Here is a 13885-nt window from a genome sequence, read left to right as displayed (position 1 = left end):
CAGGCGAGCACGCGCACCCGCGCTCCGTCCGAGGGCTCGAACCATTCCAGCTTCGTGCATCCTGACTGCCGGCGATCGGGGACGTGCGGGCTCACGCAGCTCATGACCAGCCCGTGGCTTGTGCTGCCGCGGCTGCGATGGGGTCGACTTTGAGTAGTGCCCAGACGGTACGGCCGGCCTGAGTGCCGTACACGCCCCAGTTGTCGGCCAGGGAGGCGACCAGCAGCAGGCCGCGGCCGCCCTCGTCGTCACTGGGCCGGACGAGCCGGGGAACTGCGGGGCCGCCCTCGTCGGTGACGCCGAGCCAGACCTGATCGGGTTCGGCCTGGATACTGACGATGAACTTGCCGCCGAAGCGGGCCGAGGCGGTATGCCGGACGGCGTTGGTCGCCAGTTCGCTCACGATGAGCTCGGCCGACTCGACGACCGGCCAAGGTCCGAGGGTTGCGGTGATGAAGCGGCGGGCTTCGGTGACCGAGGCGGGACGGCCGAGGAAGTGCCGGGACAGACGCCATGGGGGCATGGGACACGCTCCGTCGTATAGGGGGCTAGACATGCCTACGACGAGGAGCGTATGACCAACCTAGAAGCATCTCAAGGAATACGACGCATAAATTCGTCAGTTATCGAGCTGCTTCGCCAGCTCCCGGAAGTCCGCCGCGATCTCACCCAGCAGCGCCCGCAGCTCGTCCCCGTATACGGCCGCCCCCGCGAACGCCTCGAGCGCCCCTTCATGAGCCTCAATCTCGGCCGCCTCAGTCAGCGTGAGATCACCGGTCAGGCTCTCCACCACGCTCACCGACCCGTCGTACATGGTGAACCCATGCAGCGGGAGGGCCGGCGCCTCTGTCTTCCATGGCACGACCCCGAGCCGAACATGCGTCAGTGTCGACACCTGGGCCAACCGGTCGAGCTGAGCCAGCATCAACGACGGCGACCCCGGCCACGTACGCACCGCCCCCTCCGTCAGCACGAACGCGAACCGCCGGCCCTCCTCAAACAGCACCGCCTGCGCATCAACACGTACAGCCGCCGCCTTGGCCGCATCGTCCTCATCAACATCCCGGCCGATTGCCACCGCCAGCCGCGCATACTCCGCCGTCTGTAACAGCGCCGGAATCATCGCCGAGGAGAAGACAGCCATCCACTTGGACGAGCGCACCCGCGCAGCGTTCGCCGCCTCTCGGCCAGCCAACCCACCTTTTAGCCGCGACACCTCCTCACGCAGCCGCGCGAGCAGGGTGTCCAACTCAGAGCGAGCGTCCTCACCGAGCTGGAGAGCCGCGGACACTCGCCCAACCGTCTCCGGCGTCGGCAGCAGCCGCCCCGTCTCCATCCGCGAGATCGTCGGCTGCGCGACCCCGGCCCGCTGCGCCAGCTCCTTACCGGTCAGCCCCGCATCCTTGCGTAGCCGCCGCAGCAGCTCACCCAGTCCTTGAAGACGATCGCGTCGGTCGCTAGCCTTCGGCCTTTCCTCCACGAGAAAGCTACTCTACACGCCGAAGCAGAGATAGGTCCTCGTCCCAATGGATATTCAGCTCTTCCCTATTGCCAAGCATGGCCATTAGATCATGGTCCGATAGTGAAGTTGGCTTCGTCAGATAAACCGCTTTTAGAGTCGGTATTGTTGCGAGAGGGCTAAAGTCCGTAACGTTCGTTCCCCTCAGTAATACTGACCTGAGGGCAGGATGATTCGTTAGTGGACTGAGATCCTCGATAGCCGTATTCTCTACGTCCAGTGATTCGAGCGTGTGATTTGAAGCTAATGGAGAAAGGTCGACAACTAGACTTCCATCTAGGCTCAATTCCTCCAACTTCTCCAGCTCGGCCAGCGGGGTTAAGTCAGTGACGGGCGTCCCGTTGAGGTGTAGGCCTCTAAGATTGCCATACTGAGAGATGGGAAGAATATTATCTATCTTTGTGTGAGAGGCATGCAGAGCCTCGAGTTTGTGCCCGAGTAAGGGTTCCAGGTCGTTAACCTGCGTTGAGGATATGTTTAGGTGTCGTAACTCCTGTAGCGCGGAGAGAGGTGCGACATCAGTTATAGGCGTCCCAATAATCGAAACATGCGTTAAGTTTGGTGCACCTCCGAACGATGGCAGTCCTTGCAGGGCAAGATGGTGCAGTCGAAGCATCTTCAGAGACTGGGCCTGTATAGATGGTAGTGGGCTCGACAGATCGACTCTTGAGAGTAGCAGCTGCTCTAGATTCGGAAGTTCCCCCAGAAATGCGAAGTCAGAATTTTCGCTGGCAACATTGGTAAATTGAAGCACTCGTAGTGAATGGATTGCAGCCAGAGGTGACAGCGAAGTCACTCGGCAGCCTGCCAGACGAAGTAGGGCCAGGGGAGCATTCGTGATTGGCGTCAAATCGTCGATAGAGGAATTCCAGATAGCAAGTTGCTGCAACTGCAAATGATTGCGAAGGCAGCTGATGTCTAGGGTGGACTTTGTCTCGATAGTGACGCTCGGGGCATGAGGCAGATGGCGGAGTGCGGCAACAAGTTCGGCGGAATTTACATATATATGCGTTTTGCTTAAGGGGGAGTAGCGAAGAACCTTCAACGCGTACTCGTCGGGATCAAAGCGACTCCAAGACGTCAACAGCTCATTCTGAACTGTCTGTCGCTTGTCCTCCTTGTAACGCTCGATAATACGTAGGCCTTCTTCGGTACCGATTTGGGCCGCAGCGCGAATCGTTGCCGCGGTTGTTCGTGCCGAGGTTGGGCGAGCTTCTGCCAGGAGATCCGCTACAAATTCCCCTGCTGAGGCTAGTGACTTGGCTATAGTAATGCTCGAAGGTGGCAATAGCTTGGCTACCCGCTTCCGGATCTCGTCTCTAGTCTCGACAGAGAGCTCGGGAGAGGTTTCGAGACATGCTACAGCCAAGAGGTAGAGTTGGTCACTGTGCGATGGCTCTTTGTCTCCTCGAGCTATAAGGGATCGAAGCAACTCCTCGCGCTTTGGCGCATAGGCGTGTCCAGCCGCCATGATGACCACTTCGCGCCACTGATCAAGATGTGCATTCCCAACCAATAAGCCTATATCGTCATTGCTCAGTGCCTCTATCGCAGCTAGGTATTCCTCGAAAGTACGGTGAACGAAGTCCATCCGATCAGCGGTGGGCTCCCGAATGAGGCCGCTTCTCTCAAGGAGATGTCGGTAGGCGTCCTCCGATGAAATGCTGCTTAAACTGGTCATGTACTGGAGTTTTTGCGCTATCCTATCCAGCACTCGCGTTCTTTTGGCATCGGACAAGCCGTTACGGATCAGCCAATATGCGATATCCCGTAGAAGTAGAAACTTGTCTGTACGCGACATGATGACTTCCGAGGCAACGTTCCGCTCAGCATCGCGTCGCTCCAGAAGCATATCGAGAGCAACGTCATAAAGCTCCATACGATTGCGAGGTAGGTGTGACTTCCTATCGTAGTGAAGAGCGCACAGTAGAGCGCAGAGCAACGGCGTCTCGGCCAGAGAGCGTAGATGACGTTGACCGACTATCTTGTTTATTAGGTTATCTGCATACTGTTCAATGCGAAGCTTCTCTTCCTCGTCGAGCGTCTGGTGACTTAGCGCATCATGCCACTGGCGCACGAACGCTTTGATATCCGCAAGTGCCATTGGCTGGAGCTCGAATGCTCTGAAATCTTCGCCCCGCAGCCAGCTTGGAGGTGCAGCGCCAGGACGAGATGTGACGAGATACCGGGAATTAGGAAAGGCGGCGATAAGTTCCTGTAGCCACGTTCTTGCTCTCGTTCTTTCAACTTGTGGTAATTCATCGAGTCCGTCAACTAGAACGAGTGCACGTCCTGCCCTAAGTTGCTCTTGGACCCAACCTTTGGGCATCTCGTCGGCGATGTGCCGGCCCACGCTCTCTAGAAAATTTTCTGGAGCTGGAAGATCCCGACCAACGTACCTTCGCAATGGTATGAAGAATGGAACAGTATTGTTCCAACTTGCGAGGGTGTCCGGGAACTCACTAAGAGCGCTTTTTACTGCGATCCATCTCAACAAGGTTGTCTTTCCGCAACCAGCTGTGCCGCGCAGGAAAAGTCGTGTGGCGGCTGACAAGGCGAGCTCGACAGGGACGCCAAGGCCTGCAACGTCGACAATGTCAGTATCTTGCGAGGTTGGTTTGTTGTCAGCATCTTCGCTTATAACGCTAAGACTTAGGTAAGCAACACTAAGACGATAACGACGGCTCGCCTCGGTGAGAGTCGCACCAAATAATTCCATCTTGTCCAGTGTTTTGCTTACCTGGCGTCGATAGTAGATCTCAAAGTCGTTATGCCCGAGCCCCTCCCGTCGTTCAGGAAGGCGGGATAGCATCTCCGCAAGGGATTTAACTATATCGCTCTCGCGTCGCAATATCTCAGTCAAGGCGTTGCGGCTATATTCCGGCAGGGCGATAGTGACTTGGATTAGATAGTCGCAACTTTCGCGAAGTAGAATGTTATACAGGTCGATAGCTTGCGTGGATAATAAAGCTTTCCTTGCAATCCCGGGCATGCGTGCACGGAGAAAAGTATTTAGATACCCAGAGTTCAAATCCTGTGCAAATAATTCCGAATCACTCAGGCTGGCCTGCTCGAATGTGTCACGTACCGCGTCAATTGCCGCCCGCTTCTCATTCTCTGGTAGGCCGCCAAACTCTGCTTCTATAAATGGTTGAATTTTTGCGGCGATTGTATCGGCTAACTGTTCGAAGACTCGCTGTGTACGCCTCTTTTCGAGGAGGCCTGTCGCTCGATTGCTCAATAGGTCTATCGCATTGGCTGTCGTGTCGGCGGCTATTCCTTTGTCGCCTAGCCATAACTTGGTTGCGCTCTTTACGAGAGCACCACCAAGGCTGACGATAGCTGCTTCGATGCCAGACATTGATACCACCTCTCCTAACTGCCTATTCTTCCCCGAGGGGGGTCTAAAGTCTCCAAGTTGTTCAAATCGTGATGATCCGTGCCGGATCGCACGGTGATAGGCCGGATGAAGGTCAGTGAGACGCACGATGGGACTGATCTGTCAAGCATTCCCCGGGGGTAGGCAAGATGGCCACTCGAGTCGTTGACGAATAGTGCTTATAAGGATCAAGACGGCGGCGCTGCGCGCCGCCTCGCGGACCGTCGCCCGCTCGCCGGCCGGGCGTGCGGCCTGGGGGCCGGTCCCGGCCGGCGGCAGCTCCGGCCGCGCGCTCACCACCCAGTACCCCGAACAGTGCCAACCAAGTGCATGCCCGCTCCGATCCGCCCATCCGGCGACGGCCTACGAGGCTCCTTGATCTGCGTCGGCTACCTGCCCCTCCAGAGGATTCGGCTTGCTCGCCTGGTGCCGGATCCAACCGATCACACTGCCCAGTAGCACAAGCACGTGGATACCTGCAGATATCCATAGGTGAGTTGGAGGCCATGGCCGCTCGTTGCCGTTGACGACGAGCACAAAGTAACTGCCTGCAGCCACCCAGCCGATATTGATAAGAGCAAGCGCCCGCCCCGCTCTGTACCAGATCGAGCGTCGGTACCGTTCCATGCCTGGAACTGTCCCATGAACAATGCATTCCCAACAGGTAGCCTCTGGCGGGGGCGCTCCGGCTCCGGGATGGCGCCGAGCTGGAGACCGCGGGCCGTAGATGGCTGAGGTAGGAGCCGCGCATCCCTCCTGCCATCGACCCAGGCAAAGCCCAGCAGACCGACTCCTTCGGCTCAAGCCCGTCTGTGACTCTTGGCGTCCAATGGCCGTGGAACGGCGAGCGGCTAAGGTACACGCAAAGACGGGCTTGCCCCTCCGTCGCCGGCCCGCTGCCGCTTCGCGGTGGGTCGACGGCATACGGGATGCGCGGAGGGCGAGGCGTGCGTGTCCGCGCAGGTCACGAGCCCGCTCTAGTTGCAGTTTTAGTTGCAGTTCCCCGCCGTCCCAGGCAGTTCCAGGAGGACCGCCGAGCGGTGTTGGTCCAGGTGGAACGGATCGGGACGGTGGAGAGCCGAGCTGCTAATGCGGTTTGGGTCTTAAGCCCATCCGGGGTTCAAATCCCCGAGCCTCCGCAGTTCAAAGCCCCTCTCGCTGGCTTCAGCGAGGGGGGCTTTTGATCTCTATCCGAGGCCTGGTGGGCACACCGCGTTTCGATCATGCTGCGACGTCCCCCGCCAGCACGGCCGGGTGGCCGTCATCGGCTTGGGGGCCGGTCCCGGCCGCCAGCAGCTCGGGCCGCTGTACCGGAAGCGACGACTCCTTCACCGCGTACGGGCTATGCCACGGAGACTGACCGCCGCTTCACCAGCAGCCGCGCAATAGCATCCGAGCATGGACACACCGTCTGATTTCGACGGCGCGTTGGACGCTCTCTACGCGGCCTTCTCCCGATATCCGCTTGCAGCCAAGACCGACGTGTGTGACCACTGCGTGTCCGATGAACAGGTTCGCGCGACGCGCGCAGCACCCCTCCGCATGCTCACCGCATCCGCGTTAGGGCCGTACGCCGGCCATGCCTTGTCCACCTGGGGTGACCTCGACGAGTTCAAGCACTTCCTACCCCGGCTTCTCGAACTGCTCATCCTCGAAGAACTCGACGGCTTCTTCCACGCCGAGTCCCTGATGGGCCGGGTTGGCGTCAGTTGGAGGGGTTGGAGTCAAGCGGAGCAGGAAGCAATCATCGCCACCGTCGGCGCCTGGTGGCGGCACACTCTGAATCACTATCCACGCGACGTCGACGTCATGATGATGATCGAAATCATCGCCGACAGCCTGGAGTTGGACCTGGCTCCCTACCTGGCCGGATGGGAGGCCAACACCACCGAGGCGGCGGCCCGCCACATGGCATGGCTCATGCACGACTTCACCGTCAGCACGGGCCACGGCGCCGAGTGGTACACGCTCCTGGATAACTGGATCAGCGGGCCGGCACCCGCAGCGATCCTGGAGCGGGCGTTCTTCTCCGCCAGTTCCCCGGAAGTGGCCCAGGAACTGTCCAACGCACTCGAGACCCACCGCATCTGGAGCCGACACTGAATCGCGAGCAAAGCGCCTCCGGCGGGGGGCGCTCCGGCGCCGGGACCGCGGAGCTGAAGGGCGCGGGCCCGTTAGTGGCTGGGGTGGGTGCCCGCGCATGCCTTCTGCTATCGAACCAGGCATGGTCCGGCAGACCGGCTCCTACGGTTCAAACCAGTCTGAGACGGAGAAGACTCCCGGAGATCGAGTGAGTGGGCGTCGCGTCCCTGGGTGTCGCGGACGTCGCGGGTCGCCGCGACGAGGATGGCCCTCGGCTGTGATCGTGGTCGAGGGCCATCCTCGGGGCCAGGGCGAACGAACCGGCACCCCGGCTGGATTCAGTGCTTGGCCACGAAGACGTGCGCGGCGGTCTGCGTGGGGAGTACGGCGGGCTCCCCGCCGCTGCCGACCAACACGCGGCCGGGTGACGACGTCACGCTCACGACCGCGCCGGGCCGCACCCCGGCGTGCCGCAGGGTGTGCATCAGCTGGGGGTCGGTCTGGATCGGCTCCCCGATGCGCCGTACGACCGCGCTCGCGCCGTTCGGCCCGGGCTCCAGGCTGCTGAGGCTGACGATGCCCTCGTCGAGGAACGGATCCGCGGTGCCCTCCTCGCCGAGCTCCTCCAGGCCCGGGATCGGGTTGCCGTAGGGTGACTCCGTCGGGTGCCGCAGCAGGTCCAGGACGCGGCGTTCGACGGCCTCGCTCATGACGTGCTCCCAGCGGCAGGCTTCGGCGTGAACCTGTTCCCACTCCAGCCCGATCACGTCGACGAGCAGGCACTCCGCGAGCCGGTGCTTGCGCATCACCCGCGTGGCGATCCGCCGGCCCTCCTCCGTCAGCTCCAGGTGCCTGTCGCCGGCGACCTGCAGCAGACCGTCGCGCTCCATGCGGGCGACGGTCTGGCTGACGGTGGGGCCACGCTGGTTCAGGCGCTCGGCGATGCGGGCACGCATGGGGACCACGCCTTCCTCCTCGAACTCCAGGATGGTGCGCAGATACATCTCTGTGGTGTCGATGAGTCCGGACATGCTGGTGGTCAGGCGGGCGTTTCGGCGGTGGCGGTCAGGACCGCGCGGCCGAGGGTGTGGCCGGACATGGTGAAGCCGAGGAGGGCCGGGGTGGCGTCGGCCGGGACGCCGATGGACTCGACGTCGAGGGCGTGCACCACGATGAAGTAGCGGTGCGGGCCGTGCCCGGCCGGTGGCGCGGCGCCGATGAAGCGGGCCGCGCGGACATCGTTGGGCAGTTGGAAGGCGCCCTCGGGCAGGCCCGAACCCGTGTCGTCCCCGGCGCCCTCGGGCAGTTCGGTGACGGCGGCGGGGATGTCGGCGACCGCCCAGTGCCAGAACCCGGAGCCGGTGGGAGCGTCGGGGTCGTAGACGGTGACGGCGTAGCTCTTGGTGCCTTCCGGGGCGCCGCTCCAGGACAGCTGCGGGGAGATGTCTTTCCCGCCGGGAATCCCCGAGGAGAACTGCTCGGGCGGCCAGGGGGCACCGTCGGTGACGGTGGTGCTGGTGACGGTGAAGGAGGCCGCCTCGGGGAGGCGGGCGAAGGGGTCGTTGGCGCTCATCGCGTCGTTCCTTTCAGGCCGTGCTGCGGGCCGGCGGTGATGCTGCCGGCGGAGAGCCGGCGGTTCGCGTAGAGGCACCGCCGGCGTCTTCCGTCGTAATCGACCATAACACGAATAATCGATTATTTGTCGAATCGTCTATGATGGCCGCATGACCCAGACGGCCCACGCCTCGAACTCCCAGGGGAAACAGATGCTCTCCGAGCAGGTCTACGCGCACCTGCGGGATGCGATCATGCGCGGGGACTACGCCCCCGGTGACGCGCTCAAACCGCAGGACCTGGCCAAGGAACACGGCGTGAGCCTGGCCGTCGTACGCGAGGCGCTCGTGCGTCTGGTCGGCGAGGGCCTCGCCGACCGGCTGCCCAACCGAGGCTTCGCCGTCCCGGCCTTCTCCGACCGCCGCTGGCAGGAGATCGCGGAAGCCCGCCGGACCATCGAACCGGTCGTGCTGCGCATGTCCATCGAGCGCGGCGACGTCGACTGGGAGGCCCGCGTACGAGCCGCTCACCACCGTCTGGCCCGCACCCCGGCGTACGTGCCCGAGGAGGGCGAGCACTACAGCAGCGCATGGTCCGAGGCCCACCGGGTCTTCCACCGCACCCTGCTGGAGGGCTGCGGCAACCCCGTCCTGCTGGAGACGTTCGACCGGATGTGGACCGCGAGCGAGCTGGCTCGCCGCTGGGCGGCGCAGCGCACCCCGGACCGGGACGCCCTCGGCGAGCACCGCCGCCTGGAGGAGGCGGCGCTGGCCCGCGACGCCGACACCGCGGCCGAGGTGCTGGCCCAGCACCTCACTCTGACCGCGGCCGCGCTGACCGGCTGTCCCCACCAGGCGAAGGAAGCCTGATCCGCGCCTCACCAACCTGGCCCATGGACTCACCCGATCAGTCGCGGACGCAAGGTGGTGGGTTCGGCCCCGGACCGACAGAGGATCTATGGTCAAAGGGCACCGCGGGCCGGGGCCACGGCCGGCGCTCCGTGCCCCGTCGGAGGGGTGAAAGGGCCTAACTCTCCCAGGTGGCGTTCTTCAGTACGGTGGCGAGCCCCGGGGTGGCCCACTGGTCGACGATCAGGAGCCGCTCCTTCGGCAGGTACCACTCGCGCTGCCTGAACGTCGACTTCTCGGTCGCGTCGTCGTACGTGACGCAGCGCCCCGGCCATACCCGGTAGTGCGCCTTGTGACCCTCTCCGATGTTCCGGTAGCCGACCGCGATCGCCTTGCCGAGGACATGGCCGAGCTTGGGGTCCGTCGGGCAGGGCGCCACGTCGACGGCGGGATAGAACGGTCCATTGACGGGGTTGTAGGGCCGGAAGCCCTCGCCCCCGGTCTTGAGCGTCTTCGCCCCCATCACCAGAAGCCGCGGCACCTGGGCTCGAAGTAGTGGCTCTTGGGCTTGGCGCAGGCGCCGGTCACCACGTGCACCTGGTCGGCGCTCCGATAGACCCGCCAGGCGCGGGGGATCTCCAGGGTCAGCCCGCCGGACAGCCGCAGGGACGTGGTGGAGGAGGCCGAGGCGCGGTCGGCGCCGGCCACGGCGACGGCCCCGATGACGGCACCGGCAGCGGCGGCCAAGGAGATCATTTTTCTCATCACGGCGCAAATAGTAGTGATGATCTATATATAGGTCATTCAGGGTACGTCGTCGGCGACCACGTAGATCTCGATGCCGCGAAAGGGGCGGATGTGGGCTCTTCGTACGTTGGTCACCGGGGGTGGGCGTGGCGTCGGACGTGCGCTCGTCGAACGGCTCCTCGGCGACGCGAACAGCGTCGTCGTGATCGAATTCGACCCGTCGGCGCTCGAGTGGACCCGCACTCACCCGGCCGGTTCCCGGGTCATCGCGGTGGCCGGCGACGCCGCCGACGAGGCTGTCGCGGAGCGGGCCGCCGACCTGGCACAGGCGGCGGGCCCACTCGCCGGCTGGGTCAACAACGCCGCCGTGTTCCGCGAGGCCTCGCTGGACATCCCGTCCGCGCGTGAGGTCCTGGATTTTATAGGGGCGAACTTCACTCCTGCGGTCGTCGGATGCATGACCGCGATCCGCCGCTTCCTGAGCGCCGGTGCGGGCGGGGCGATCGTCAACGTCTCCTCCCACCAGGCGCAGCGGCCGGTGCGTGGATCCCTGCCGTACGCGACGGCCAAGGCCGCCGTGGAAGGACTCACCCGGGCACTCGCCGTCGACTACGGACCGCGCGGCGTCCGGGTCAACGCCGTCGCCCTCGGCTCGATCAGCACCGAACGCTATGAGGCGTTCCTCAGTAGTCAGGAGCCCTCGGCGGCCGCACGCGTCGAGAACGAGATGGGCCTGCTGCACCCGGTCGGCAGGGTGGGACGCCCGGAGGAAGTGGCCGCCGCCGTCGCCTACCTGCTGTCCGAGGACGCGAGTTTCATCAACGGCGCGACCATCCCGATCGACGGGGGCCGGTCGGTGCTCGGACGCGACCCCGAAGAAGCCTGAAAGCCCCGCTCACCTACACCGATCAGCGGCCGAGGCCGGCGTCGCGGGCGCGGATGATCGCCTCCGTTCGGTCGGCGGCCTGGAGCTTGGTGAGCACCGCGTGCACGTGGTTGCGTACGGTCTTCTGGGACAGGAACAGTCGCGCGGCGATCTGGCTGTTCGACAGGCCGGCGGCCACCAGGTCGAGCACCTCGTGTTCCCGGGCGGTCAGGGCCGGGAACGGCGAGACGCCGCCGCTCTGCGGCCTCGGGGCCAGGAAGTCGGCGATGCGCGAGGCGAGGACCGCACCGAACACGACGCCGCCGCCCGCCACCGTGGTGATCGCGCGTACGACCTCGTCCGGCTCGGCGCCCTTGAGTAGATAGCCGCGGGCACCGGCGCGGAGCGCGTCGAAGATGGTGCCGTCCTCCTCGGACATCGTGAGCACCACGACGCCGATCTCCGGGTGCTTCTCGAGAATGCGACGGGTGGCCTCGATGCCGTCCATGTCGGGCATCTGGACGTCCATGACCACCACGTCGGGTTCTCGCTCGTCCACCTGGTGAAGGGCCTCGACGCCGGTCGAGGCGTCCCGGCGACCTCGACCTCGTCGATGCTGCTCAGCAGTGCCGCGAAGCCTTCACGGAACACCGGGTGGTCGTCCACCACGAGGACCCTCACCGGCCGCTTACCGGTCATCTCCCACCTTCCCTGTAGACGTGAGCACGGGCGTCTGCCCGGACGACGTGACGGGCAGCCGCGCCCGCACCCGCGTACCGGCCGGTTCCGCGGAGGTCACGGTGCACGACCCGCCGAGTTCGGCGGCCCGTTCGCGCAACGACACCAGTCCCACACCGGCCACCGGCTCGGCGGCGAGGCCGACGCCGTCGTCGGTGATCACCACGTCGAGGTGCCCGCCTTCGACGTCGCGGGTGAGCGACACCACGCACTCGCCTGCCTGCGCGTGCCGGACCACGTTGGTGATCGCCTCCGACGCGATCCGGTACGCGGCGACCTCCACGGCGGCCGGCAGGCCGGTGAGGTCACCCCGCTCCTCGACGCGTACGGTCAGTCCCGGGGCTCGCAGCCGCTCCGCCTGCTGGCGGATCGCCCCGACCAGGCCGACGTCGTCCAGCGCGGGCGGGCGCAGGCCGTGCACCAGCCGCCTCACTTCGGCGAGCATCCCGGTGAGCTCCTGACGAGCCAGGCCGAGGATCCGGTCGGCGTCCTCGTTCGACCGCCGTGCGGTGATCCGGGCGGTGTCGATCCGGGACGCGACCGCCGCCAGGGCCGGCCCGAGGCCGTCGTGGAGCTCGCGGCGCAGGCGGCGGCGCTCGTCCTCCACGGCCGACACGATGCCCTCACGGCTGCGCTGCAACTCCTCCGCGAGCCGTACGGCACGGGCCGCCGCGGCGGCCTGGCGGATCAGGTCGGCCAGCAGTCGTTCGTCATTGGCGGTGAGCCGGCGGCGGGCGGCCCGGCGCGGCAGCAACAGCCGCCCGATTATCTCTCCCCGATAGGTGATGGGGAGCGCCTGCGTCTCGGCGGGGCGCTCGCCGTCCTCGACGAGCAGCACCTCGCCGCTGACCTGGGTGATCTCCACGCCGACGTAGGGCGTGCGGAAGGCCCGGGCCACCGTCCTGGCCAGCGTGACGAGTTGCGCCTCCGAGTCGTCGGTCCGCTCCAGCCGCTCGGCGAGCCCGGACATCACGTGGTAGGGATCGTCCCGATCGCCGACGATCCAGCGTCGCACCAGACGCCACAACCGGTGCCGGAGTTGCGCGTACAGGATGGCGACCGCGAAGACGGCGATGACCAGCCGCTCCCCCTCGTTCAGGCGGGGCCCGAGCAGGCGGCCGGCGCCGCCCAGGACCAGCAGGTCGAGGACGAACGTCAGGGCGAGCAGGAGGCCGTACACGAGCGTCCCGCCGAGCAGCCGGTCGACGTCGACGAGATCCGGGCGCACGATCCCGATCGCGACCGACGCGGAGGTGAGGATCACGGCGACGGTCAGGCCGACGGTGCCGAACCAGAGGGGCAGCAGCCGGAACGTGAGCATGACCAGGAGGTCGACCACGGCCGCCCACACCAGCCAGCGCATCCTGGCGCGGTCGACGCCGGTCACCGTACGGTAGCGCCGCACCACCACGACGAACGGAGCGACCAGGCTCAGTGGCAGGCTCAGCTGTGCCACCAGCAGCACACCGGTCCAGACGGCGTCCGGTAGCGGGAGATAGAGGGCCTCGAGGTTCAGCCTGCGCAGCGGCTCGGGCAGCGGGGTGGATTCCGCGGTCGCCTGGGCGATGGCGGACGGCGCCGCGACGAGGGCCAGCGGGAGCAGGCTCGTCAGCGCGAGGCTGAGCAGCGAGGCGACCCGCCACCGTCCGGTGGGCAGCTTCCCGTGCGGGAACAGCAGCAGCACCAGGGGGAGCAGCAGCACCAGACCCGCGCCGAGTCGCTGGAAGACGATGAAGGCGACGGACGCACCCGGGAGCGCGGGATCGTGCGTGGTGGCGTAGGCGAGCCACGACGACGCAACGCCGTCCAGCGCCCACCAGGCGCCGAAGGCCGACATCAGGCGGCCGAGTGGATGACGCGGACAACTGCGGAGCACCACCATGCCGGCCGCGGCCAGTGCGACACCCGCTATCGAGTCGAACCCGCCTGGCTGCAGTTCGAGCACGGTGCGGTGGGCCTGCGGCACCCGCAGATCGATGAGCGCCGCCACCGGTGTGGCGGTCGCGGCGATCGCGAGGAGCACAGGCCCGAGGCTCAGGCGCGAAGGCCGACGAACCGTCACAATCTGCACCAGGAAAGTGTGCCTCAGCAGGTAGACGATGTCCCTAGGACACGGGTCCCCCCTGCGCTGGGACGCGAGAGAAGGCCGGAAT

12 protein-coding genes are annotated in these 13885 nt (G+C 65.1%); 3 read left to right on the top strand and 9 right to left on the bottom strand.

Going from position 1 to position 13885, the window contains the following annotated elements; genetic code table 11:
* Positions 1-100: 100 nt before the first annotated feature.
* The 3 genes from B1L11_RS34390 to B1L11_RS34380 form a co-directional block, all read right to left on the bottom strand.
* Positions 101-523 carry an ATP-binding protein gene (locus B1L11_RS34390; protein WP_079319497.1) on the bottom strand — a complete coding sequence of 141 codons (423 nt, stop codon included), beginning with the start codon at positions 521-523 and terminating at the stop codon, positions 101-103.
* A 96-nt stretch (positions 524-619) separates the two neighbouring features.
* Complete coding sequence (locus tag B1L11_RS34385; protein ID WP_079319496.1) at positions 620-1480, bottom strand: helix-turn-helix transcriptional regulator; 861 nt, start codon at positions 1478-1480, stop codon at positions 620-622.
* A gap of 7 nt (positions 1481-1487) precedes the next feature.
* On the bottom strand, positions 1488-4880 hold the full coding sequence (locus tag B1L11_RS34380) for an NACHT domain-containing NTPase (protein WP_079319500.1): 3393 nt from the start codon (positions 4878-4880) through the stop codon (positions 1488-1490).
* Positions 4881-6296: 1416 nt separating this feature from the next.
* On the opposite strand from B1L11_RS34380, the gene B1L11_RS34375 reads away from it, so the two are divergent.
* Positions 6297-7001 (top strand): hypothetical protein, encoded by a 705-nt coding sequence (locus B1L11_RS34375; RefSeq protein ID WP_143737755.1) that lies wholly within the window; start codon positions 6297-6299, stop codon positions 6999-7001.
* Positions 7002-7318: 317 nt separating this feature from the next.
* Here B1L11_RS34375 and B1L11_RS34370 read toward each other — a convergent pair whose 3' ends face one another.
* The gene (locus B1L11_RS34370; RefSeq protein ID WP_079319494.1) at positions 7319-8011 is read right to left on the bottom strand and encodes a metal-dependent transcriptional regulator; all 693 of its coding nucleotides are present in this window, start codon (positions 8009-8011) and stop codon (positions 7319-7321) included.
* Between the two features lie 8 nt (positions 8012-8019).
* Positions 8020-8553 carry a YbhB/YbcL family Raf kinase inhibitor-like protein gene (locus B1L11_RS34365; protein WP_079319493.1) on the bottom strand — a complete coding sequence of 178 codons (534 nt, stop codon included), beginning with the start codon at positions 8551-8553 and terminating at the stop codon, positions 8020-8022.
* 151 nt (positions 8554-8704) lie between these two features.
* On the opposite strand from B1L11_RS34365, the gene B1L11_RS34360 reads away from it, so the two are divergent.
* Positions 8705-9403: a GntR family transcriptional regulator gene (locus B1L11_RS34360; RefSeq protein WP_079319492.1), complete on the top strand. Its 699-nt coding sequence runs from the start codon at positions 8705-8707 to the stop codon at positions 9401-9403.
* A 157-nt stretch (positions 9404-9560) separates the two neighbouring features.
* Here B1L11_RS34360 and B1L11_RS34355 read toward each other — a convergent pair whose 3' ends face one another.
* Positions 9561-9923: a hypothetical protein gene (locus tag B1L11_RS34355; protein ID WP_079319491.1), complete on the bottom strand. Its 363-nt coding sequence runs from the start codon at positions 9921-9923 to the stop codon at positions 9561-9563.
* A complete protein-coding gene (locus B1L11_RS34350; protein ID WP_079319490.1) occupies positions 9905-10138 on the bottom strand; it encodes a hypothetical protein in 234 nt (77 codons plus the stop codon). Before B1L11_RS34350 ends, B1L11_RS34355 begins: the two co-directional genes overlap by 19 nt.
* 100 nt (positions 10139-10238) lie before the next feature.
* Between B1L11_RS34350 and B1L11_RS34345 the strand changes: the two genes are divergently transcribed.
* Positions 10239-11015 carry an SDR family NAD(P)-dependent oxidoreductase gene (locus B1L11_RS34345; RefSeq protein WP_079319489.1) on the top strand — a complete coding sequence of 259 codons (777 nt, stop codon included), beginning with the start codon at positions 10239-10241 and terminating at the stop codon, positions 11013-11015.
* A gap of 22 nt (positions 11016-11037) precedes the next feature.
* Here B1L11_RS34345 and B1L11_RS34340 read toward each other — a convergent pair whose 3' ends face one another.
* Both B1L11_RS34340 and B1L11_RS34335 read right to left on the bottom strand, forming a co-directional pair.
* Positions 11038-11553 (bottom strand): response regulator transcription factor, encoded by a 516-nt coding sequence (locus B1L11_RS34340; RefSeq protein ID WP_306291742.1) that lies wholly within the window; start codon positions 11551-11553, stop codon positions 11038-11040.
* A 129-nt stretch (positions 11554-11682) separates the two neighbouring features.
* Positions 11683-13755, bottom strand: a complete 2073-nt coding sequence (locus B1L11_RS34335; RefSeq protein ID WP_079319488.1) for a sensor histidine kinase — start codon at positions 13753-13755, stop codon at positions 11683-11685.
* Positions 13756-13885 lie beyond the last annotated feature (130 nt).

Origin of the sequence: Microbispora sp. GKU 823, assembly GCF_002027145.1 — a bacterium.
Lineage (GTDB): Bacteria > Actinomycetota > Actinomycetes > Streptosporangiales > Streptosporangiaceae > Microbispora > Microbispora siamensis.
This window is presented reverse-complemented; position numbering and strand designations above follow the sequence as displayed.